This is a genomic window from Nostoc sp. JL33, from assembly GCF_017114985.1.
Classification (GTDB): Bacteria; Cyanobacteriota; Cyanobacteriia; order Cyanobacteriales; family Nostocaceae; genus Nostoc.
In genome coordinates, this window is the sequence record NZ_JABXKP010000085.1 from 1 (window position 1) to 24,963 (window position 24,963).

Annotated in this window: 16 protein-coding genes and 1 tRNA gene; 13 read left to right on the forward strand and 4 right to left on the reverse strand. The window is 42.3% G+C overall.

All coding sequences use genetic code 11. The annotated features are described in order from the left end of the window. The first annotated feature begins 602 nt into the window (after positions 1 to 602). The 11 genes from HWQ23_RS25270 (at position 603) to HWQ23_RS25320 (ending at position 16,467) form a co-directional block, all read left to right on the forward strand. Positions 603 to 3,653: a peptidase domain-containing ABC transporter gene (locus HWQ23_RS25270; RefSeq protein ID WP_292834451.1), complete on the forward strand. Its 3,051-nt coding sequence runs from the start codon at positions 603 to 605 to the stop codon at positions 3,651 to 3,653. 143 nt (positions 3,654 to 3,796) lie between these two features. After that, on the forward strand, positions 3,797 to 5,320 hold the full coding sequence (locus tag HWQ23_RS25275; protein ID WP_292834454.1) for a beta-barrel domain-containing protein: 1,524 nt from the start codon (positions 3,797 to 3,799) through the stop codon (positions 5,318 to 5,320). Between the two features lie 234 nt (positions 5,321 to 5,554). After that, complete coding sequence (locus HWQ23_RS25280) at positions 5,555 to 6,352, forward strand: peptidylprolyl isomerase (RefSeq protein WP_292834457.1); 798 nt, start codon at positions 5,555 to 5,557, stop codon at positions 6,350 to 6,352. Positions 6,353 to 6,787: 435 nt separating this feature from the next. Then, on the forward strand, positions 6,788 to 7,093 hold the full coding sequence (locus HWQ23_RS25285) for a hypothetical protein (RefSeq protein ID WP_292834460.1): 306 nt from the start codon (positions 6,788 to 6,790) through the stop codon (positions 7,091 to 7,093). A 549-nt stretch (positions 7,094 to 7,642) separates the two neighbouring features. Further along, complete coding sequence (locus HWQ23_RS25290; protein ID WP_292834463.1) at positions 7,643 to 10,627, forward strand: tetratricopeptide repeat protein; 2,985 nt, start codon at positions 7,643 to 7,645, stop codon at positions 10,625 to 10,627. Between the two features lie 324 nt (positions 10,628 to 10,951). Beyond that, positions 10,952 to 12,073 carry a calcium-binding protein gene (locus HWQ23_RS25295; protein ID WP_292834466.1) on the forward strand — a complete coding sequence of 374 codons (1,122 nt, stop codon included), beginning with the start codon at positions 10,952 to 10,954 and terminating at the stop codon, positions 12,071 to 12,073. Between the two features lie 192 nt (positions 12,074 to 12,265). Further along, positions 12,266 to 12,682 (forward strand): Nif11-like leader peptide family RiPP precursor, encoded by a 417-nt coding sequence (locus HWQ23_RS25300; protein ID WP_292834469.1) that lies wholly within the window; start codon positions 12,266 to 12,268, stop codon positions 12,680 to 12,682. A gap of 270 nt (positions 12,683 to 12,952) precedes the next feature. Further along, entirely contained in the window at positions 12,953 to 13,327 is a 375-nt protein-coding gene (locus tag HWQ23_RS25305; protein ID WP_292834473.1) for a hypothetical protein, read from the forward strand. 306 nt (positions 13,328 to 13,633) lie between these two features. Beyond that, positions 13,634 to 14,899, forward strand: a complete 1,266-nt coding sequence (locus HWQ23_RS25310) for a nif11-class peptide radical SAM maturase 3 (protein WP_292834476.1) — start codon at positions 13,634 to 13,636, stop codon at positions 14,897 to 14,899. A 3-nt stretch (positions 14,900 to 14,902) separates the two neighbouring features. Further along, positions 14,903 to 15,073, forward strand: coding sequence for a hypothetical protein (locus tag HWQ23_RS25315; RefSeq protein ID WP_292834479.1), 171 nt, complete (start codon positions 14,903 to 14,905; stop codon positions 15,071 to 15,073). A 107-nt stretch (positions 15,074 to 15,180) separates the two neighbouring features. Beyond that, entirely contained in the window at positions 15,181 to 16,467 is a 1,287-nt protein-coding gene (locus tag HWQ23_RS25320; RefSeq protein WP_292834482.1) for a calcium-binding protein, read from the forward strand. A gap of 531 nt (positions 16,468 to 16,998) precedes the next feature. On the opposite strand, the gene HWQ23_RS25325 is transcribed toward HWQ23_RS25320, so the two are convergent. Beyond that, the gene (locus HWQ23_RS25325; RefSeq protein ID WP_292834485.1) at positions 16,999 to 19,584 is read right to left on the reverse strand and encodes a GAF domain-containing protein; all 2,586 of its coding nucleotides are present in this window, start codon (positions 19,582 to 19,584) and stop codon (positions 16,999 to 17,001) included. A gap of 439 nt (positions 19,585 to 20,023) precedes the next feature. Next, complete coding sequence (locus HWQ23_RS25330) at positions 20,024 to 21,106, reverse strand: Gfo/Idh/MocA family protein (protein ID WP_292834488.1); 1,083 nt, start codon at positions 21,104 to 21,106, stop codon at positions 20,024 to 20,026. 339 nt (positions 21,107 to 21,445) lie between these two features. Between HWQ23_RS25330 and queC the strand changes: the two genes are divergently transcribed. Next, the gene (gene queC, locus HWQ23_RS25335; RefSeq protein WP_292834491.1) at positions 21,446 to 22,123 is read left to right on the forward strand and encodes a 7-cyano-7-deazaguanine synthase QueC; all 678 of its coding nucleotides are present in this window, start codon (positions 21,446 to 21,448) and stop codon (positions 22,121 to 22,123) included. 45 nt (positions 22,124 to 22,168) lie between these two features. Here queC and HWQ23_RS25340 read toward each other — a convergent pair whose 3' ends face one another. Together HWQ23_RS25340 and HWQ23_RS25345 are read right to left on the reverse strand one after the other, a co-directional pair. Continuing rightward, complete coding sequence (locus HWQ23_RS25340; protein WP_292834494.1) at positions 22,169 to 23,563, reverse strand: hemolysin family protein; 1,395 nt, start codon at positions 23,561 to 23,563, stop codon at positions 22,169 to 22,171. A gap of 124 nt (positions 23,564 to 23,687) precedes the next feature. Then, complete coding sequence (locus tag HWQ23_RS25345) at positions 23,688 to 24,389, reverse strand: hypothetical protein (RefSeq protein ID WP_292834497.1); 702 nt, start codon at positions 24,387 to 24,389, stop codon at positions 23,688 to 23,690. 295 nt (positions 24,390 to 24,684) lie between these two features. On the opposite strand from HWQ23_RS25345, the gene HWQ23_RS25350 reads away from it, so the two are divergent. Further along, positions 24,685 to 24,757 (forward strand) — tRNA-Ile (locus HWQ23_RS25350). Positions 24,758 to 24,963: the final 206 nt, after the last annotated feature.

Here is a 24,963-nt window from a genome sequence, read left to right on the forward strand (position 1 = left end):
GAGCGGTTCTCGTGAGAGAATCGCTTAGTTTAACCTTCCGCGATACGTTAAAAAATTAAGCATGTCTGAAATCAGTCTCTTAATGCTTTTTCTGGCTCAGGTCTTGTTCAAGAGGATGAAAGCTAATTTTTACCCAGGACATCTTCGTTACAAAAAAATATCTGGAAAAAATTCCGTAAATTGGTGATTGAGAGCTGGAAGAATTCTATAACGATCGCTATACTCACAAAATTTTGATGTGAAAAGAATTCTTCTCAATCACCAATTGCCGAGATCGCTGATTGTCAAAAGGAGCGAGCCATATTCGTGTGGACTATGTTGATGGAGTTAGTTGATGTTTAGCCTAAATGTAGCTAAACAAAGGTCTAGCTCAATATTGGGACATTCACATCGCGTGAAAAGTCACATCAATCACCTGTGCAACGAGTAGGGCTGTTCAGCAAACAAAAATAGCTTGTATCTAAAAGAAAGATGGTTTTTACCATCCTCTTACCTCTGGCTTAGGGTTTACGAGCCGGAAAATACGTTATTTACCAATACTTTTAATGAATTTTGGAATCTGATTCAAACTGATAACTAAATTCTGTTGTGGAGATTAGAAAATGCCACCAGTGCTTTCTGGGGAACATGTGGGTGAAAAGCTCTTGTACACCTTGGGTGCAAAGCTTTCGGAAAAAGAATTACAAAACTTCCTCGCAGAAATGGAGATTGTGGAGCCACCAGTAGCAAAACAGTTCTGGCAATCTGCACAGACGAATCCTGGTATCTACATTATCCTTACAGGTAAAGTCCGACTGTTGGATAGCTCTGAGAATTTAATCACTACCTTTGGTGCATGGTCTGTTTTCGGCGAATTGACTCTGTTTCCCGAAGCTAACTTTAGTCCTTACGTAGTCAGAGCCTCGACAAACCTAAAGCTGGGCTATTTCAGGCAAGACGCATTGCAAATATTGATAGAGAAGTATCCTAACATTCGCGATCGCCTTTTTGCCCGTGCAGAACTTTGGGATTTGCTGTTGTTATGTCGCCAAATATCACAATTTCCGTGCCATACATCACAAGTTCCAGGAATGCTCAAAGCCCTATCTCTGTTTGAGCGACAGCAACTAGAAACTGGTTCTGTAAGTCCAGAAATATCCCAAGATTCCCAGTTGTGGATATTGTACAGAGGCCAACTGCGGCATTCTGAAGGCCAATCTTTGACACCAGGCACAATCTTTGCCCAACCAGAACAAGGTGATTGGCAAGCAACGCAACCAACAATTGCTTACATTCTGAAAAACGACCATAGGCAAACAGCACTAGAATACTTCTCAGAGTTGGGGAAGTGGGGATTAGAGACGGAGTTGAGACTGGAGACTAAAAATAGGTCTTCCCAATCTCCAAAATCTAAAATCATCCCTTTTCCCCAACGAGAGAAGCAGTCACAACAACAACCAAAATCACGTTTCTACTTTCCCAGTCCGAAGGTGCAAGTGCGGCATTGGTGGAAACGCCTCACCAAGAGCTATCCCTTTTATGCCCAACAAAGCGCAGCCGATTGTGGCTCTGCTTGCTTGGTGATGATTGGTAACTATTGGGGCAAGCATTTTAGTATCAATCGCCTGCGGGATATGACCAACGTCAGCCGCAACGGTGCATCTTTGAAGGCGATGGCAGCAACAGCAGAAAACCTGGGTTTTTCTACCCGTCCGGTGAAAGCCACTCTTGATAAATTAATAGAACAACCTTTACCTGCAATTGTCCACTGGGAAGGCAAACACTTTATTGTTGTCTATGAAATCACCAAAAAGCGGGTGATTGTATGTGACCCTGCTCTTGGTCAACGCAGCCTGACAAAAGCTGAATTTCAAGCAGGTTGGAGTGGTTATGCATTGTTAGTGCAACCTACAGCCCTATTAAAAGATACTAAAAACGAAAGTAGAAGCTTCTGGAAGTTTTTTGAGTTAATCAAACCTCACTATCGGACATTATTAGAAATCTTTGTAGCTTCGGTATTAATTCAATTATTTGGACTGGTAACGCCAGTATTCACTCAGTTGTTGCTCGACAGAGTACTTGTGCAACGCAGCGTTACAACCTTAAATGCCATTGGTTTGGGGATGATTGTTTTTGGGTTGTTTGGTGTCGCTGTCAACGCTCTACGGCAATATCTCCTATTTCATACTGCTAACCGGATTAGCATCGCCCTACTCGTAGGTTTTATCAAACATACCTTCCGCTTACCCCTTTCCTATTTCGAGTCGCGTTTCGTTGGGGATATAGTCTCACGCATCCAAGAAAACCAGAAAATTCAGCACTTCCTTACTGGTCAGACACTCGGAATCTTGTTGGATATGCTGACATTGGTGGTTTATCTGGGCTTGATGTTCTCCTATAGCTGGCGGATGTCATTATTCGTGCTGTGTACTGTACCGCCATTTTTTATCTTGGCGCTGAGTAGCACAAGTATTTTGCGCCGCATCTCCAGAGAGATTTTTAATGCAGGTACCAAAGAACAAAGCTATCTCATAGAATCCCTCAGTGGAATTCGTACCGTCCGTTCATTAGCAATTGAACAGACGGTGCGCTGGCGTTGGGAGGAATTGCTAAATGATTTAGTCAAAAAAGCTTTTAATGCTCAAATAATTGGTAATCGTCTGCAAATTATCAGTGGCGTTATCCAAACCTTTGTGAATACTGCATTGCTCTGGTATGGAGCATCCCAGGTAATTAATGGTGAACTGACTATTGGACAATTAGTTGCTTTCAATATGTTGGTGGGTAACGTTTTGAGTCCATTCCAACGGCTGTCTATGCTGTGGAATGAATTGCAAGAAATCGTGATTTCCACCGAACGCATTAATGATGTGTTGGAGGCGGAACCAGAAGAAGACTTTGAAACTAAACCCCGGAAGTCGTTGGGTAAATTGCACGGTCACATTCGCTTTCAGAATGTCACCTTTCGCTATCACACAGAAAGTGAGACTAACGTACTAGAAAATCTTAACTTTGAAATCCAGCCAGAACAGATGGTAGCAGTTGTAGGGCGGAGCGGTTCTGGAAAAACAACCCTCAGTAAATTGATTTTAGGTTTATACCCACCGACAGATGGCAAAGTACTCATTGATGGTCGCGACATCACCAGTATTTCGATGCGATCGCTCCGTTCTCAAATCGGCGTTGTAGATCAAGATACTTTTCTGTTTGGTGGGACTATTCGTGAAAACATTGCGATCGCTCATCCAAATGCTTCTTCAGAAGAAATTATCCAAGCAGCAAAATATGCCGGAGCCGATGATTTTATTCAAAAACTACCGATGGGTTACGAATCCCAAATTGGTGAAGGCGGGGGTATGCTCTCTGGTGGACAACGCCAACGCCTAGCGATCGCTCGTGCTTTGCTCGGAAATCCTCGGTTATTACTGTTTGATGAAGCCACCAGTCACCTAGATTCCGAATCAGAACGAATTATTCAAAAGAACCTCAAAACAATTCTTCAAGGGCGCACAAGTGTAATCATTGCCCATCGCCTCTCTACAGTCCGCAACGCTGACTTGATCCTGGTTTTAGATCAAGGCGTTTTGGTAGAAAGCGGTACCCACGACGAATTAATCACTAAAAAAGGTCATTATTACTACCTCAATCAACAACAACTAGCTCAAGTTAGTTGAGATTTCGGCATTGGGCAATTCAATGCAAAAATTTTAGATTTTGGATTAAATTTCAATTCTTTAATCCAAAATCTAAAATCTAAAATTCTTACTCCCCACTCCCCACTCCCCACTCCCCACTCCCCATTATTGAAAATAAAACCATGCCAAATCCCAATAGATCATCCCCACTTCCCAAAGATGAGCCTCAAAGTTATACACAGCAAGAGGAATCTCTAGAGTTCAACGACCAGACAGATGCAGAAAATGAGAGTCAAGATTTGCACTACGGTACCGAAGGATTGCTCAATGCCTTACCTCAAATTTGGACTCGTGGTTTGTTGTATGTACTCATTGCCTTTGCTGTTCTATTCTTGCCTTGGGCAACTCTCTCGCGAGTAGATGAGACTGGTAGCGCCAGAGGGCGTATAGAACCTAAAGGCGCAACTCAAAAATTAGACTCTCAAACTGGTGGGAGTGTCAAAGCAGTTAGGGTCAAAGAAGGAGATACAGTCAAAGCCGACCAGGTTCTAGTGGAACTCGACTCTGATCTGCTGCAAACGGAACTGCAACAAATCCAGAGCAAATTGGAAGGGTTACAAAATCGGCAATCCCAACTGGAACTGCTCAAAAATCAACTTTTAATGTCAAATAGCCTCTTAGAACAACAAAATAAATCCCAAGAATTAGAAAAAATGGCTCAAGTTAACCAGGTGCAGCAAAACCTGGATGCCAAACTGAGTAGCTATAATCTCCAAAAGTTAGAAAAACAAGCATTAGTTAAGCAAGCAGAGCAGCAAATTGACACCAGCCGCGATGATCAGCAATCGGCTAAAACTCGTCTGAGTATAGATTCTAGGCAAGTTCAACGCTTTAGCAAACTCGTTGAGGATGGCGCGGTTTCTGCAACCCAAATTGATCAATTAAAAAAAGAAGAACAAGAAAGCAAACAAGCCTATCACAGGGCTATATCAGATATTAAACAAGCACAATTGCGCTTGGCGGAACAACTAAATAGTTATCAAGTAACTATCAAAACCTTGGAGTCGGATATTAAGCAAGCAAAACTCCGACTGCAAGAAGAACAAAGTAGCTATAAAAGTGCCATGCAAGCCGGACAACTGGCTGTAATGAAAAATCAGGAACAGCTAAAAGACCTACAGACACAAATAACAGCAGTGCAATCAGAAGTGGCTCAGACTAAGAGCCAAATTACATCTACAAGACTTCAAATTCAGCAACGAGTGGTGCGATCGCCAATTAATGGGGTGATTTTTGAATTACCCACAACTAAGCCAGGAGCAGTAGTACAACCCGGCCAAAGGATTGCCCAAATCGCACCCAAGAACGCAGACTTCATACTCAGAGCTAATATGCCTAATCAGGATAGTGGTTTCTTGAAGCTAGGAATGCCAGTCAAAGTCAAGTTTGATGCCTATCCCTTCCAAGAGTATGGCATTGTCCAAGGAAAAGTTACTTGGATCTCTCCTGACTCGAAAGTTATCCAAACACCCCAAGGGAACATCGAAAACTATGAGTTAGAAATCACCTTAGAACAGCAGTATGTCGAAAATGGCAACAAACGTATTCCATTAGGTGCCGGTCAGACAGCAAATGCTGAAGTGATCATTCGCCAACGCCGGGTGATTGACTTTGTTTTAGATCCATTCAAGAAACTGGCGGTTTAGAGATGTAGTCATAGCGATGCCTATGGCGGCAAGCTACGCACTGGAATTAGGAAATAGAACAAGGGAGAAATCAATTCACGCATTCACGCATTCACGCAAAATACCTCTCAAACTCTTATTCCTCCGTGTCCTCTGTGTCTCTGTGGTTCGATTTCCGTTACCTGTGCGTAAGTCCTAATTTCAGAAAAACACTGCCCAATTCCCAATCCCCTTAATTATTGGAGATATCATGTTATGCCCCACAATCTGACCATTTCCAGTTCAGATATCATTCACAGTCTCAAACTCTCCTGTCAAATACCTGATGTAGTAGAAGCGATCGCATCGCAAAGCATTATTGCCGAAGCAGCTCAAGAGGCAGGAATTATAGTCACACCAGAAGAATTACAGCAAGCAGGAGATCAATTACGGTTTGCTAAAAAGCTTGTGAAAGCTAAAGACACCTGGACATGGCTAGAAAAACACCATCTGTCTGTGAATGAGTTTGAGGAATTAGCCTACAACAACATCCTTTCGCGGAAGCTAGCGAATCATCTATTTTCCACTCAACTCGAAAAGTATTTTTATGAACACCAACTAGATTATGTCGCCGCCGTTACCTACGAAGTCGTCTTCGAGGATCGAGACTTGGCTTTAGAGCTTTTTTATGCCCTAGAAGAAGGCGAAGTCAATTTTCCTGAAATCGCTCGTTTATATATCCCAGAACCAGAACTCCGCCGTGCTTATGGATATCAAGGACTCCGATACCGCAAAGATTTTCGTCCAGAGATTGCAGCAGCTGTATTTGCTGCTGCACCACCAGAAGCTCTCAAACCGATTACGACTCCCAAGGGGGTGCATTTAATTTGGATGGAAGAAGTCATTCAACCCCAACTAGATGAACAGTTGCGCCAAAAAATCATTACAGAATTATTTTCTGATTGGTTAAAGCAACAAATCAACGCTATGAAAATAGTTACTCAGTTAGACTCAGATGCAAATGTGCGATCGCCGGAGGAATTGCTAGATATGTTATTGACTAAAACTAAATAGGTTATTAAATTCCAAATGTTTTTGTCGCTAATCATCTCCCCTGAATTCTGGTTGATGTCTCTAGTATTCAAAAATATTATGGATGCTGATATTGGTTTCTTAAAAATTAAATAGTTTTTCCTTTTTGGGATTTTGTGAATACATCCACAAAGTGCCACTTTAGCGCGATTAAAATTAATTTTAATCGCTATAATCCTTTCCAGGCAGTACTTTTTCTACTTACTGCCTAAATTTGTATGGGAATTTTTCTACCCTTTAATTAATACTTGTATTGTGGTTCATAATCGTAATTTTATTAGTTTTATTAATCAAAAATTCCTCAAAAAAGCATTGACTTTTTGGAGGAATAAACTATAGTAAGTATGTAGCCAGCAAAAAACAGGCTGGTTGCGGCAAATATACCCAAAAAACTTACAATTTTCAGGAGAAACTCAAATGATTATTTCTGATCTCAACTACTTGGAAAACACCTCTGAAGAAGTTCTTGGTGGTACTTCTTCCACTGGTTCTTTTAATGTTGCTGCTATTAAGAACGTAGCCATCGTAGCTGACGTTAACGAAAAATTCAACATTAACAAAAATGTAAAATCTAACGTTGTCATCACGGGCAGTTTAGCTACTGCTGAAACCCAAGCTACTGCATTCGGTCCCAACACCATCGCTCAAGTATTTAGTTTCACAAACACTGATGCTAATTCTTCTTCAGCTAACGGATTCTCCGTATCTGGTACTAATCGCTAATTGATTGTGCGGATCTGCTACCAACAAACAATTAAACTCTACTCACAAAGAGTATTAACTCCTGCGAGCAGAGTCAGGCTAGAAAGCCTAGTAGATTTATAAATTGCCGAAGGCTCCTTGCTCATTTGAGCCTTCGGCTTTTAGCCAAAGTACACTGTTTTAGCTCAAACAACTGTTTCTGCAACAAATTTTTACAATATTTAGCCCTCAACCCAGGCTACAGTTCTGTGCTGTTTGCTCGCCGTGAATCAAAACCTCGGTTAATAAGCTGTTCCACATTTAAATTGCATAAGCTGGGCGGGCTTTTCGGCCCACCCCACAAGAGTTATATTTAATTCGATTATGCTTTCTTAGATGTTTTTTAGCTTAGTCATAAGTGAAACACTTTGCCGTAGCCCCCCCAAAGGTAGAAAAGGGTAATTCGTTTTAACAAACTTAAAATCAGCACTGTAGTCGATTTAACCAAATTCAGTTATAAGTTTCAGAAACTAGAGTTTCTCGCAGATATAAGAACAAAAGACATATTAAACAAAAATAATTGTATAAATTATGAGTACAATTACCGAGGCTCTCCAACTCGCTGTTCAACATCACCGAGCCAAGCGCTTTACCCAAGCCGAAGAGGTTTATCGTCAAGTTATAGAAGTAAACCCCAAGCAGCTAGAGGCAGTATATGGATTAGGTATGCTGGCGCAGCAACGGGGACAACATCAAAATGCAGAACAATTTTTCCGAATAGCCTTGGAGTTACAGCCAGAAGCAGGGGCGATACACAACAGCTTGGGGTTTACTCTGCAACAACAGGGAAAACTAGAAGAAGCACTTACCTGTTATGAAAAAGCACTAGAAATTCTGCCCGAATGCCTGGAAGTGCAACTCAATCTCGGTAATGCTCTTTATTTTCAAGGAAAGCTGCCACCAGAAGAACAAGTCCACTATGCAGACTTAAATCAGCAGTTTGCTTTAAGTAGAGAACGGCAGGGCGATTTCAAGATTGCGGAGTTATATTATCGCCACGCTATTGCATTGCAGCCAGATTTGGTACAAGCTTATAATTATTTAGGAGAAGTACTCCAAAAACAAGGGCGATTTAATCATGCTTTTAAGGCTTACGAAGAAGCAATAAAAATTCAACCAGACTATCCTTACACCTATCACAACTTAGGGTATTATTACGAGCAGAAAGGGGAATTTGACGAAGCAATAAGAGCTTATGAAAAAGCTTTAAATATTAAACCTGATTTGGCAATCACCCATAATAACTTGGGAAATATTCTCAAGGCACTAAATAGATTTGATGCTGCCAGAGAATCCTATCAACAAGCTATCAAAATTCGACCTGATCTTGATTACATCTATTACAATTTAGGAACGCTACTTAGCGATCATAACAAAATAGAAGCAGCAGTACAGGCATTTGAACAAGCTGTCAAAGTTACGCCCAACTATGCTCCGGCTAAATTGGCTATTTGTATGAGCCAACTGCCAATTATCTATTCTAGTGTTGATGAAATTGAATTAAGACGAAATCAGTATCAACAGCATTTGCAAAATTCAGCAAAAGCTTATGAATTAAGTAATCAGGAAGAACAGGCAAAAGCAGCTGAGGCTGTAGGAACATTGCAGCCATTTTATTTGGCATATCAAGGCTTAAATGACCGAGATTTACAGCGAACTTATGGGGAAATGATTTGCCAGATTATGTCGAGTCGCTATCCCGAATGTAGTCAGACGCTGGTTATCCCAAATTTAGAGAAAAATGAAAAGGTTCGGGTTGGTATTGTCTCTAGATTTTTCTATAATCATTCTAATTGGAAAATCCCTATTAAAGGTTGGGTAGAAAATCTGGATCGAAATGAGTTTGAATTATTTGGTTATCAAACTCAGGTAACAAAAGATTATTCAACAATCAGTGCTAGTAAGGCTTTTGATAAATTTGTTCAAGGTCTTCGCTCAATTGAACAATGGTATGAGGTAATAACAGAAGATAAATTACATGTCCTGATTTTCCCAGAATTTGGCATGGACTCAATGACAATCCAACTGGGTTGTTTCAGATTAGCGCCAATTCAAATGACATCTTGGGGACACCCTGATACCAGTGGGCTACCGACAATTGACTATTACTTGAGCAGTGACTTAATGGAACCAGAAAACGCTCAAGAACATTATACAGAAAAATTGGTTAGATTACCCAACTTATCTATTCATTACACACCTTTAGCAATTCAACCCACAGAAGTTAAGAAAGCAGATATAGGTTTAAAAGAGGATGAAATTCTCTTCTGGTGTTGCCAGTCATTATATAAATATTTGCCCAATCATGATGATGTTTTTCCCTCCATTGCTAAAGAGCTAGAAAATTCTAAATTTGTGTTTATTAAACATCAAAGTGAAGACATTACAGAAGTATTTCGCCAGCGCTTAAACCATGCTTTTACAGCATTAGGGTTGGATTATCAAAAGCACTGTTTATTTTTGTCTCGGATGAATGACAGCGAGTTTGCTGGGACTACAGCCTTAGCAGATGTCTTCTTGGATAGTATTGGTTGGTCTGGATGTAACTCTACTTTAGAATCTGTTGCCCATAATATTCCGGTTGTCACTTTACCAGGAGAACTGATGCGGGGACGGCATTCTCTGGCAATTTTGAAAATGATGGGTATAGAAGAGACGATCGCTTCAAATAAAGCAGAATACGTACAAATCGCCATCCGGCTAGGGAAAGATGCTGAATATCGGCAATATATCTCCCAGCAAGTTGCAGAAAATAAACATAAATTATATGGAGATTTAAAGCCAGTCAGAGCGCTAGAAAATTTTATTTTGCAGTTGGTTAATAAACCAAAACAATTTGACATCAAAGATATTTCTGAACTCTTTCAACTTGCAGTTCAACATCATCGAGCTAATCGCCTAGACGCAGCTGAACAGTTATATGGTCAGGTGATAGAAAAACAACCAGACTATTCAGAAGCATTATACGCCTTAGGGATGCTGGCGCAGCAGAAAGGTGTCTTAGAGTCAGCCCAGAAGTATTTGAGTGCAGCTTCGCAAGTTCAGCCTAACTCTGTGAAAATTTGGTTTAGTTTAGGCAATTTGTGCCAAGCCCAAGGACAGTTATCACAAGCGGAAGCAGCTTACAAAAAAGCTATTGCTTTGCGACCAGATGCAGGGACAATTTACAATAATTTGGGCTACACCTTGCAACAACAAGGTAAGTGGTCAGAAGCGATCGCATCCTATCAAAAAGCGTTGGAATTTCAACCCAACTGCACAGAAGCGGAAGTCAATTTAGGGAATGCGCTTTTTGCTCAAGGGAAGCTTTCGACAGAGAAACAAGCTTATTATGCACAATTGAATTATCAGTTGGGCATTGTCCGCAAACAAGCAGCTGATTGGCAAACTGCTGTTGCTTACTATCGAGCTGCGATCGCACTACAGCCCGATTTAGTAGAAGCTCATTATAACTTGGGCGTGATACTCCAACAACAAAAACAGCTTGAAGAAGCGTCACCGATAGCGTTCGCGTAGCGTCTCGTAGAGAAGCGGTAGCGAGTCATCTCCCTACAGCCCTGCGGGCATCCTACGGCAGGCGCTAGCCTCTCCCTTTGGGAGAAGGGGAGAGGCTAAGAGCGAACGAGCGTCATAGCCCGTCGTAGACATTCCTTGTGATCAAAAAGCTTTGGAGTTCAATCCCCAACACCAAGAAGCCAACATGAATTTAGGACAGATTTATCAAAGCCAGAACCAGGAAATTACACAGACTCATTAAAACTTTGTGGTTAAACGCGTCGTCTCACCTGATCGCCAACTACGAATCTAAACTTCAACTTTCAAATCAAGGAGATAGAATTTATGGCTTTGCAACGAGGAACCGGCGGTAATGACTCACTTACAGGAACTGCTGTAGCCGATCAAATCTTTGGAGGTTCCGGTGACGATACTCTATTGGGCTTAGGGGGAGATGATTTCCTGAGTGGCGACCAAGGTAACGATTTATTAAATGGTGGCGATGGCAGCGATCGTCTCTTTGGGAGTAACGACAATGATACACTCCTCGGTGGCCTCGGCAATGACTTCCTCGATGGTGGCTCAGGTGACGACAGACTAGATGGCGGTGATAACGATGACAATATTCAAGGCGGCCAGGGTGACGACACCTTATTAGGCGGAGCAGGTAATGATCGCCTACTAGGTGTTAGCGGCAATAATCGCATTGAAGGGGGAACTGGCAATGACTTCATCCAAGGAGCCACTGGTAGTAGTTTCACAGGGGGAGGCATAGATACGCTTTTTGGGGGTGACGGGAATGATCAGATATTCGGGCTAGGTCAAAACGATCTCCTCTCTGGAGATGGTGGCAATGACAGCCTTAGTGGCGATGGTGGAGATGATACGCTCGAAGGGGGCAATGACGATGATAACGTCGATGGTGGTATCGGAAATGACTTTGTGTTCGGCGATCTTGGAAACGATACTGTAAATGGCAACAGTGGCAATGACATCCTCGAAGGGGGCGGCAATGATGATACCCTCCTGGGAGGTGGTGGTAACGATATCCTCGTCGGTGTGGGCCGGGGAAGCCAGAACGTTTTCGGGCCAAATACCCCAGGTTTTGGAGAAACCGATATTTTGACCGGGGGGGTTGGGGGAGACGCGTTTATACTCGGAGGTAATGGTCAATTCTACTACCTCGGCGGTTCTACTAAAGGTCAGGGTCAAAGCCTCTTTGATGCGGCTCTGATTGGCGTGAATAATAACGGCGTGTTGCAACGTGACTTCGATCCTGCGGCTGGCGATGTCATCCAGTTGCAAGACGGCATTGGATATAAGCTTCTGGAAGCAGATGTTTTCGGGAGTGGGGTAACTGATACTATAATTGCCGCCGATGTCGGTGGATCTTTCGGCCTAGACTACATAGCGGTTGTAGTTGGAGCAACATCAGCAGAAGTCGCGCCTACCATAAAGATTGTTTAAGGGGTTGTTTTAAAAGTCTTGAAGAAGAATGCAAAATTCAGAATTCAGCGATCTTTGAGTGGGGGATTCAGACCCACCAATGATTGTTTTGCACCAAATTTTCTTCTTTTGTGGGGGAGAGAAGGCGGCTTGGCACCTCCATAGTTTTCACAACTCAAATAGGGTTTCTATTTCAAAGGAGACAGTAAAAATATGTCATTAGCAATTTTCGAGAAAGTTAAAGAGTTCCTCATCAGACTCGTCAAAGACGAAGCTTTTCGCACTCAATTAATGAGTGATCAAATCGACGAAGTGATAAAAGTCATGGAAAAAGGTGGCTATAATTTTTCTCAAGAAGAATTTGAAACAGCCTCTATTAAAATATTGGAATTAAAAGAATTAGGCCAGTTTGAAGACCTCAGTGAAGAGGAACTAGTGGGAGCGTTTGGTGGGCTGACAAGCGCCCCTGATAGAGTCCTTCAGCCACTCTATGGTGTCGTAGTCTTACCTCACGAAGGATCTACAAAACCACCAATTAAATGGATTCCCAGGCCACGTCCAAAGCCATGGCCGCAACCAATAGTAATACATCCACAACCGGTATATGGAGTAGTTGTGAAACTACAATAATCCCATAAAACGATCAAGAAATATAGCAATCCGTGCAGGATACGCAAGAAAATTCACCCCCCAGCTATCATCGTCCACCCGATGCCTCTGGGGTAACAACTATCTCAAATCCTCACGAATGATTTAGCACTGCTATAGAATTCGTTATGCACCTAATCCACGCTGCAAAAGTTAGAGGTCATGAAATCCATATAGTAAAAAATCCTCTGTTTGCAGTAAAAGTTTTTGTTTTAATAACTCTCATTACTTTCCAACATATCCTCTAAACTAATGTTGAAAAAAATTCATGGTTTAAGTATGCATATCTCTGATTTATCTTATTTAGAGAGTGTTTCAGAAGACGAGTTCATTTTAGGTTCTTTTGGAGTGAGCGTGATATCTGATGCATTATCTTTGGGTTCAGATAATTACCCTTTTGCTAGCGCAAATAGTACTTCCACATCTTTTTCAAGCGATGTTTATAGAAGATCATATGGTACAGGAGTAGCTGTGGGATCTGGCGATTATTCTACAGCTAGCATAACACTCGGAGGTGATGGTGATATCGTGATTGGAAAAACTAGATATAACTTTTCTGAAAACACTGCTGTTGCAAGTGGTTCTGTAATTGCGATTGATTTGCTTGACAACCTAGATTTTCTATAAGGCGATGAAAGTTGATTTTGAGGCTTGTCCAATAGAAACTAACGCTCTTGTGTCACTTGAGGAAAATTTAACAAGAAGCAATTCAGAAGTCAGGAGCCAGAATTCTGCAATTAAATATTGATTTTGATCGGCGGAACTTTCCAAAGCTCCGCTCCTGAATTCTTCTTTAACGATTTTCTCGGCATTACAGCCCGCGAAAAATCAAGATTTATCGCAGTTTGACACAAGAGCCTTAAATACACTCTTCTTAATTCAACCATCATCCGGTTCAAGTCAACTTCTAAAACCAAGATTGAGAGTTAACTTATGACATATCACCGCAAAAGCTACGCAGTTTGGGAAATTACATTAAAGTGCAATCTAGCTTGTAGTCACTGTGGTTCCCGCGCCGGCCATGAGCGCACCAAAGAACTCTCCACAGAGGAAGCTTTCGATCTTGTCAAGCAGATGGCAGAAGTTGGAATTAAAGAAGTTACTCTTATTGGTGGTGAGGCATTTCTGCGTCCAGACTGGCTAGAAATTGCCAAAGCTATTAATGAGGCAGGGATGCTATGTGGTATGACTACGGGCGGCTATGGCATTTCGTTAGAAACCGCACAAAAAATGAAGTCAGCCGGAATTCGCAGTGTCTCTGTTTCTATTGATGGCTTGGAAGCAACTCATGACCGCCTACGGGGAAAGAAAGGCTCTTGGAAATATGCATTTAAAACCATGAGTCATCTACGAGAAGTGGGTATTTACTTCGGTTGCAACACCCAACTTAACCGCCTGTCAGCGCCAGAGTTTCCGTGCATCTATGAGTGTATTCGTGATGCAGGTGCCGGTGCTTGGCAAATTCAGATGACTGTACCAATGGGGAATGCAGCAGATAACGCAGACATTCTTCTCCAACCCCATGAACTGTTAGATGTCTACCCCATGCTAGCCCGTGTTGCGCGTCGTGCTTACCAAGAAGGTGTGCAACTTCAAGCGGGAAATAATATTGGTTACTATGGCCCTTATGAACGACTATTGCGGGGACGGGGAAAGGAGGATGAATTCTCCTTTTGGCAAGGTTGCGGTGCGGGACTCTCCACCTTGGGAATTGAAGCTGATGGAGCGATTAAAGGTTGTCCCTCGCTGCCGACTACTGCCTACACAGGTGGTAATATTCGAGACCATGCTCTGCATGAGATTATTAAAAGCGCAGAAGAACTACGCTTCAATCTAGGAGCAGGTACACCTGAAGGTACAAAACACCTGTGGGGTTTTTGTAAAACCTGCGAATACGCTGAACTTTGTCGTGGGGGTTGCAGTTGGACTGCCCATGTTTTCTTTGACAAGAGAGGTAATAATCCTTACTGTCATCATCGCGCTCTTACTCATGCAGAACAAGGTATGAGAGAGCGTGTAGTTCCCAAAGTAAAGGCGCAAGGTTTGCCCTTTGATAATGGTGAATTTGAGTTAATTGTCGAGCCTACAGACGTTGTTTTGCCAGCAAACGACCCATTACACTTTACTGCTGACAGCATTCAGTGGTCAGAAAGTTGGCAGCAAGAACCCGAAGTTTCTTACTCCCTAGCGAGATCATAAATTATGGCAGAAGATTCAGAAATTTCCACAATTTTAGATAAAAAAACTGACCTTGAGTCATCACCATCTGAAGAATTAGAGAAAAATCCTCTGCTTCCACGTTCAGCTTGGAATAGTCAATTAACCTATTTGAAAGTGCTATTAAAAGCAAAGCAAGTCCTAGATGAAAGTTAACAGTTTAATAGGCATGACACAGAGGTTTAGTTCCTAAAGTACTAGAGAATTATTTCCTAAATATTTACGCATAAAATTGTCAATTAGCAAGCTAAACAGAGGTTTTTATGTCATCAAAAGCTACACTTTCAGACTTAATTCTTTCCACTCTCAGTCCTATTCTCAATCTCAATTACAATGCCACTGATGACAATGACAATTACAATGCCACCGACGACAATGACAATGACAAGCCTAATCCTAATTTTGTTACCGCTCAAGGGAAAACTCTTTTCTCCAACTATAGTAATAGTCCTACAGGAACTTTGACTAATGCCCAGACGCAGACATTAGTTAAAGGTGGCTTGGGTGTTGCTATTGCTGAGGCTCAAGCGAGTTTTTTTAAGAAGGACTCAACTTTTTCAACACTCTTCACTGATGCTAGTGTCATTGGATTAGATGGTCAATTTACAGGGAATTCGGACAGCGAAACAAAAGTACTTGCTACTTTTAAGGTTGGCGCTAATCAAACCTTCTCTTTTGATTTTTCAGCAGATTTAGAATTGACAGCTAAAGAAATTGAGAATCGCAAAGTTGAATATAACAAGGCTCAGTCTAAAACTGCTTTTTTGGTGTTAGATACCAAAAATCCCAATAAGCCGAGAATTTTAGATTATTTTGGCATCCAGGGTAACTTAATCTCCTCTGATCAAATCGGCGATCTGACCGTTGGTAGTAGTTCCAATGTTACGATTAACATTCGTAATGAAGATTCTGATATTGATGGCGATAATGGTGATGACTTCCTCAATGGTACTGCTGTTGGGACTTATCAGAGGTATTTTACTCGTAGTAGCAGCATAGCTGTAGTCGAAATTAATACTAGTAACGTTAAATTGGCAGGAGATACTTTAATCGGCAACTTGGGTAAAGATGTTATCTATGGCACTATTTGGAACGATAATCTGACGGGAACCAATGGTGCGGACAACATTTATGCCAGTTTGGGGGATGATAAGCTATATGGAAAAAAAGGTAATGATACCCTTGACGCAGGCCAAGGTAATGATTCGCTAGATGGTGGCGATGGCAATGATACACTCTATGGCGGTTTGGGCAATGATGTCCTAATAGGTGGTAGTGGTAATGATGTCTTGGTTGGTGGCGATGGTAATAACACATTTATTTTCAAAGGTAAAGATACCTTGCTTGAAAAGGACTTTGATGTAGTTCAAGATTTCAAGGTTGGTATTGATAAGATTCTATTAGATGGCTGGGGTTATAAGTTAGGTAATATAACAGATACCAAAGATGGTGCTGTCTTCAAATTAGGTTCTGCATTTAATGAACAAACAATACTAATTTCAGGTGTGAGTGCCAGTCAGATTAACTCTCAATCAATAGGGCTTACTTAAAACTAATTGCTCTCCAGGAAAACTACTCTTATCCCGAATGATATGCACAATTGAATAATAAATTGGGTGTTATACCAATTCTCTATGAAGATGCACAGAATAAAACGCTTGAAACTCCATGCCCGACAAGGGACTTATTCTATGCAGCCTCACATAGATTTGGTATTACCCGGAAAAAAGCAGGGGATTTCAAAACTGCTGTTACTTATCACAGGCAAGCGATCGCACTAAGCTGTTCCACATTTAACTTGCTCCCATTAGGGCGGGCTTTCCGGCCCACCCCACAAGAGTTAGGTTTAATTAGGTTATGCAATTTAGATGTTTTTCAGCTTACAACCAGATTAACTTGGGACTGGTGCTGCAATCACAAGGGGAGTTAGATGAGGCGATCGCTTCAGAGATGAGATTGCTGCCAAGTTAATTGCTATTCCTGGAGAAAATATTCCTACTGAATTAAAACCCTCACAAACTGCGATCGCGGCATAAGATATGAAAGTACTTGTAACTGGAACTGAAGGTTATATCGGTTCGTTATTTTTCCAGAAATGTCCAGACTCCTTCATCCCAATCTGATTCTGTTGGGGGTGATTGTAACCAATGCTGACAACGCAACAGATGCAACATAGCAGCTTTGTCCTGATTGTCTGCTGCCAAAACATTAGCAAATTCAGCTCTTGCAAGATAAAACTCCCGCTTGAGGTAATACTCGCGCCCTTTCTGATAGTGCTCAATCACTTGCAATTTTTCGCTTTCAATCGGATTGGAACGCAAACCCAGTAATTCATATATGGCTACTGGCTCATTTCTGCCCTTGACACGAATGTAATCTAGTTCCCTAGCCCAAATATAATCTTGGCATGGTTTAAAAGTGTTATAGCTAATAATAATGTCGCAACCATACTGTTTACTGACACTTTCTAATCGGGAGCCAAGATTAACCCCATCGCCAATGGCGGTAAATTCCATTCGCTTACTAGAGCCAATATTCCCACTAATGACGGTATCAGAATTGATGCCAATGCCGATCTTGATTTTGGGCTTATTAACTGCGTGGCGACGTAGATTAAATTCGTGCAGCCGAACGCGCATTTCTAAGGCTGTTTGCACTGCCATCCAAGCGTGTTCTTCTAAGGGGAGAGGAGAACCAAACACAGCCATGATGGCGTCGCCGATGTATTTGTCAAGGGTGCCTTTATGTTTAAAGACTGCCTCCACCATTGATTCAAAATATTCATTGAGCATACTCACCACTTCTTCTGCTTCCAAGCTTTCAGTTAAAGTGGTGTAGCCGCGAATATCGGAAAATAAAATCGAAACTTCTTTGCGATCGCCTCCTAATTTAGCATCATCTAATTTCAGCAATTCTTCAGCTAATTCCTGGGTCATGTAGCGGTACATCGTACTCTTGAGCCGCTTCTCATCACTGATATCTTCCATCACCACCAGCGCCCCACGGATTTGCTCTTGGTCGCTAGCATCAGCAATTGTGTTAATCGATAAATTAATACTGTGCGGTTTTATGCTAGTACTTATGAGTGTGCGATCGGGGTAATATTGCTGGCGGCCTTTTAAGTCAACTGCATGTAAAGCATCCTGATACCACTTGCTAAAGTCACCTTCTTTGATGGCGATCGCATCAGTAACTAATTTACCTTCTAAACGGTCTTCTGGCTCCAGTCCTAGCAAACGCTTGGCGCTTTCATTGGCGGCGATAATTAATCCAGTTTTATCAGTGGAAACCACTCCATTGGAAAGACTACGCAGAATATCCCGTTGCATTTGTTCTTGTTGCTTGACTGTGGCAAACAACTGGGCATTGTGTAGCGCTACTCCTGCTTGAATATTAAAAGCTTCCATGAACTCTTCATCGTTGCGGTCAAAGCTAGCTTGGAAGCAGTCGGGAGCTTTCGGCCAATCAGCTGGATTATAAGCTGGAAAATCCCCTGATTTCTTTTTATTTACCAGCTGGGTAACGCCAATTAGTTGTTCATCGCCGTTAAACACTGGCATACAAAATAAGCTACAGGTGCGATAGCCATTTTGCTGGTCGAGTTGTTGGGCTGTCTCCGAGTCAGGATCGTCGTACAAGTCAAAGGCAATATTCAGCTTTTTGCCAGAAACCGCCACTAGACCAGCAAAGCCTTTACCTATGGGGACTCGTAACTCCTTAGTTGAACCATCGTCCTGGGTGATTTTCGTCCACAATTCATGGCGATCGCGGTCTATTAACCATAGTGTACTGCGATCGGCATTCATTAGTTCTTTGGCTTCATCCATCACCCGCTTCAGGGTGTCTTCTAAGTCGAGACTGCTTTGAGAGAGGGACTTGATCGCTTTCATCAGCGCCGCCACTGCTCTTTGTTTTTGGGTGGCGACATAAAAAGAGCGCGAGGATTCTAAAATCAGACGAATCGAAGGTGCAAATTCTTGAAATAATTGCTCGTCAGCAGAGATAAAACCTTTGGTATCAATGCGCTCTGCAAGTGGAGTATCTGAATTATTAACAGATTTTAATTTATTCAGTAATTGTACCACCGCAACTAACTGTCCATGTTCATTCAACAATGGCAAAGCTAGCATGGTGTAAGTGCGATAGCCAGTTCTTTTTTCTTGTTCTTGGGCAAAATGCGATCGCGGGTCACTATAAAAATCAAAGGGAATATTAATAACTTGCTTGAAGGTGGCGACTTCCCCAGCAATGCCTTTATCGGCGGGGATGCGAATTTCTAAAGAGCGATCGCCCTCCCCCTCAGCCAGAATTGACCAGAGTTGTTTTTTTTCTTCATCCAATAAAAATATCGTTGTCCGATCTGCCCCCAGTAATTCCCCGGTTTTCAAGGTAATCGAATGCAACATTTCTTGCAGAAGAGTTTCAAACCCCTGAGAATCCAGCATTGATAGGGTTTGATGGACAATCTGTAATTTTTGCTCGACATCCCTAACTACCTGTTTAAAAGTATCCTGAGTCAAGGGAGCAAGAAACGTAGAAAAATTTCCTTGTCTTGTAGCAAGAGCACCCACAGGAGCAGAAATTGCTTGTAATTCGCGGTTTTCTTGGTTGTGAACACCAATAATCAAATCGGCGGTCTCCCCATAAGTTCCTTGATACACTGACATAACCGGTATTTTATATAGCAGGATGAGATTTTAGATTTAACAATGAAATTAAATTTATGTAAGTGGTGTTAAAAGCAACAATTAATTGCTTGATATTATCCATAGTTTAATCGCTTGTTTAGCTAGCGTCATCCTGTAGAGTCAGGTGGAATTCAATTAGCAACAAGCGTAGTATGACCAGAGTGCAAATGCAGTAATACTCCAAATCCCTGCTACCGTTTACACACAAGTCTTTTAGAGTTGCCCCACAGTCTTTTGATTCCCCCAACCCACGTCAGTCGCTCATTTTTCACTCTTATCTGGAAAACCTCACTTTCATTCCTCTTTCCTGCAAAAAGGAGCGATTTGAACTCTCCCCCTTCCCTAGTAGAAAAACGCAGGGGGAGAAAAGGGAGAAAATTTTATCTTGTTCCCCTTGTCCCCCTTGTCTCCTCTTCTTCTAGGCTGTCGGGGTCAATGATTGCACTCTTGGTTCCGATTGCCAGTCTAAGGGATTCCAAACTCGATCTTCCAGCGCCATCTGCTCAATCAAACTTGCCAGTCTCAGGGCTTTGAGAGCTTGTTCACCACCCACTGAGGGTTGATTGCCACCGTGTACACAGTTGACAAAATGTTCTAATTCTGCACTCAGGGGTTGAATATTGCTGGTGTAGACTTTTTCAATCACACCATCTTGCCTGTAAAGTACTTGTCGGTGGTCGGTGAGAGAATTGGCAGTCGTTTGTCGGTGAATCAAAATTTCATTCTTGAGAAAATCTGCCTCAGTGAATGAACTTTTGCAATGGGCGACAATCCGGCGAATTTTCCGGTGGGTAACTTTACTGGCGGTCAGAGTAGCAACAATACCATTGGCAAACCCCAAGGTGGCGGTTACGTAATCTAAATAACCAGAGTCTAGGGAGCGAGTACCGCTAGCAGTCAATTTTGTGACTGGGGAAGCAGCTAATTCCAAAAGTAGGTCGATGTCATGGATCATTAAATCCAGCACAACTGAAACATCGTTTGCCCGATCTGAGTAAGGACTCATTCTGTGGGCTTCTAGCGCCAGCAATTCCTCAGTTTTCAGTACTTGGCTCAGTTCTTTAAAAGCTGGGTTAAAACGCTCAATATGACCTACTTGCAGGATACACCCAGACTCAGCTGCGGCATTTACTAAAGACTCTGCCTCAGAAATACTGGCTGCGATCGGTTTTTCAATCAAAACATGAATTCCCGCTAACAGACAGTTGATACCCACGGCATAGTGCAGACGGGTGGGAACAGCTACACAAACTGCTTCCACAAGGGGTAGCAGGTCACAGTAATCTTCAAAAAAACGCACCTTGTAATTGCTGGCAGTTTCTAACCCTCGCTCAACGTTAATATCTGCCACTCCGACTAATTCAACATCTTTCATTGAACTCAGGACGCGAGCGTGGTGTTGTCCCATGTTACCCACTCCAATCACGCCTATGCGGATCGGTCGTGGCTGGTTGCGCTGTGTATATGGATTCGGTTCTGCCACTGACATGCTATTTTGCACTATTATTCTCTCCTCAACCACCAAATTTAGAGACGCTACGGCCGTTGGCGTTTATACTCGAAATGCCAGTTACGATCCGTCTAAAACCATCCAGATGGTAACATAGAGCCTATGTTTATGAAGAATTTCAAAGTTTGTGATCGGTTCCCGTAATCCAAATATCTTTTGTATAGATATTTCGAGTTTGTTTTGGGTTTTGCACTTTCTCCAAAAAAATATGTCTTTTGATTAACTTTAAAAAATTCAGTAAGACCTAAGTGTAAATTCTCCTTGGCATTGCTTTCTGGCATCTTGTTAAGGTGTGATTTGGCGATTTGAAATCCAAAATTTGCAACCGATATGAAAGCTGTAATTCTGTTATCTGGGGGATTAGACTCTTCCACAATTCTGTACAAAGCTCAGGCTGATGGCTGTGAATGTCATACTATTTCCTTTGATTACCAGCAGCGACACCGACGAGAGTTACAGTCAGCCCTGACCATCGCTCAAAAAGCTGGGATCGTGAAACATCAGGTGGTTAATTTTGACTTACGACAATGGGGCGGTTCCGCACTTACTGATGACGCAATTGATTTACCCCAGGAGCGATCGCTCGATGAAATGTCTGAAAATATTCCTGTCACCTATGTTCCGGCTCGTAATACCATCTTTTTAAGCTTTGCTCTTGGTTACGCCGAAGCGATCGCAGCAGAGCGTGTCTATATCGGCGTCAATGCCCTAGATTACTCAGGATATCCTGATTGTCGCCCCGACTATATCCAGGCAATGCAGGAAGTTTTTCGCCTGGGAACCAAACAAGGACGTGAAGGACAACCAATTAATATTGTTGCACCCCTAATCAACCTGAAAAAAACTGAAATCATCCAACTGGGGAACCAATTGGGAGTTCCTTGGGAGCTAACTTGGTCTTGCTATGTCGGTGGAGATGTCGCTTGCGGCGTGTGTGATTCTTGTCGCTTGCGGCTAGCAGCTTTTGCTGAATTGGGACTGGTTGATCCACTGGCGTATGCTTCTTGAGTCAGGAGTTAGGAGTTAGGAGTTAGGAGTTAAAATTCATAACTCTTAACTCTCAACTCCTAACTCTTCTAACCGTTGCACTTGAATTTGATGCAGGCGTGGCCCAACAATTGACACGACAGTGAATTCAAGATTTTGATAACGGAAGCTTTCGCCAATGGCCGGAATTTTCTGTAACTGATACAGCAAAAAGCCTCCTAGTGTTTGATATTCTCTTGTCAGGGGCAAATTGAGATGTAAAATCTCGTTGAGGTCTTCGAGGTTGATTTGTGCCTGCACCAAAAATTTCTGCTTATCTAACATCTGAATCAGTAAGTCGTCACTGTTTTCAGATTCGCTGGCGTCGCCAATGATTTCCGCAATCACATCTTTGATTGTCACCAGTCCCACAGTACCGCCAAATTCATTTACTACCATGACCATAGCTGGTTTCTCTTGCTGCATCATTGGCAAAAGTTCACTCAAGGACGTGTGTTTTGGAACAAACCGGGCGGGACGCATCCAAGGTTGGATCTGTGTCTCTAAACTTAGCTTTCCTACAGCCAAAGGTTGTGCCAAATCTTTAAAATAAACAATGCCGCGAACATCGTCAAAAGATTCACCAATTACAGGGTAGCGAGAGAAACCAGTAGAAGCCATTTCCCTAAGTAATGTCTGGAAGGTAGCATCTTTTGGCAGCGCGACAATACTTGTGCGGGGGATCATCACATCTTGGGCCATGACATTCCCAAACTCAAAAACATTATTAAGTAATTCTCGCTCCGCACGCTGTAAACCAGTAGACCCCCATTCTGTAGAGATAATCAGCTGCAATTCTTCGGGAGTCACAGGCGGCCTCCAGCCTTGGCCTGTGTATTGGATACCAAAAATCCGCAATAAACAACGAGTTGATTGGTTGAGAATCCAGATGAAGGGGCCAAAAAAACGCACGATCGCTTTTACCGAAGGCCCTAAAAACCTAGCTAGCTGTTCTGAGTACAGCATGGCTAAGGATTTGGGACATAGTTCTCCGATCACAATTTGCAAATAGGCTATCAAGAAAAAGGCGATGGGAATTGATAGGGAATGGGCGATGAAAGTAGTTATCCCAATTGGTAAAGGCCAGGATTTTAACCATGCATTCACCAGCACGACAATCGTACTTTCTCCAATCCATCCCAATGCCAAACTAGAAAGGGTAATGCCTAACTGGGTGGTAGATAGCAATCGGTCAATACTACGTTGTAGCATCTCGACAGCGATCGCCGGAATATCCCCAGCCTTAACTAGCTGGTGAATACGCGATCGCCGCACGCTCACCATCGAAAATTCCGCCGTCACAAAAAAGGCATTTATGGTAATCAGCAGTAGCACTGACAACAACCGAAGCGCCACGTCTGTCCAAATTAAATTAGGAAAACCACTCACCGCCAAAGCTCGTGTAAAACTCACGCCCTCCATTCTTGAATTTTGGATTTTGGATTTTGGATTTTGGATTAAATTTTGGGTATTAGGGATTAGGTAAATTACTTAGTACCAAGTCCCCAATCTAAAATCTAAAATCTAAAATCTCCAGTTGCCCAATCTACCTTTGTACAGGAATATTCGATGCCTCTAGCTTCAATTCTTGAGCGGGATAATCAGTTAGAGCAAGTGATATTTTCTTGACATCATCAAGTAAAGCTGTGGGAATGCTCACTGTACCGGAAAATGTTGGCCCATTTGCAGGCAATTCTGTTGGTAAACCCTCTGTACTAGCACTCAGGGTTCGTCCTTTATCATCGGTAACATCTAAAAAACTATACAGGAAGCGCACAGAATCTTTACCTTTGTTCTGCATTTTCACTTTCAGTAGCAAATCACCACCAGAGTAGCGGACAGATTGCACAGACATGGTTACACCCTGACTCTGGGCAGTAACCGGAAAGCCTGGCTGGAGTTTTTCTTCAACCACTTGTGGGGGTTTTTCCTCTGGCTTCTGCTTGCTGCTATTGGTTTCTTCATCATCTTCCTCTAGGTTTTCCGATTTAGCAGCCTTGGTCTTACCCTCAATTCGCGCCTTGACAATTTTCAGGATGTCTTGCTCTTTTAATAGCACTAGCCCTGCCTGTTGGGAGTTATTTGTCTTATTGCTGGCAAATTTGGTTGTGGGACGCCCATCTGGTGTAGTAACGCCTTTAAGTGCTGAACTCCCCAGTTCAAACCCCAAAAATGCGCTCACAGAACCTGCCCCCAACATCAGGATTAACAAAATCAAAGTAAGAAGTACAGTAGAATTTATTTTCATCGCTGACAAGCTATCACAAAAGAATGCTGGTCTATTTAAGAATACTGAAGCTTTTGGCTTCAATCCTTAAAGGAACTTAATCAATATTAGTTTGCACTATTTCATGATTAAACTATGTAGTATAAAAATCTGGTAAATTCTTGTCCACTATTCACAGGCGGTAAATTTGTGCTATAATTACGCAATTGGCTAAACTCAGTGCATGAGGTATTTTCCTCACTCTAAAATTAGCAAATCAGGTTGACCTAAGAGTTGAAGTAATTGACTCATAGAAACCCGAAACCCAACAAAACAAGCGCCTTTGGCCGATTGGGGAGGCAGCGAACTCATAATTCGCCTTCAGGCTGGTTCGATTCCAGCAGGGCGCACTGAATCGTTAAAAAGCAGTAACGTATTATGTTACCAGACTCTCAATGCTCATTGGGACATGAGTAATACTACATTATGTTGAGCATTGACATACTTGTTCAACTCCGACACCTTAAATTAATCAGTCCTGAGTACTCAGCACAAAGGGGCACAGGGATAGGGGAAAATTTTTATAACTCCTAACTCCTAACTCCTAACTCCCCAC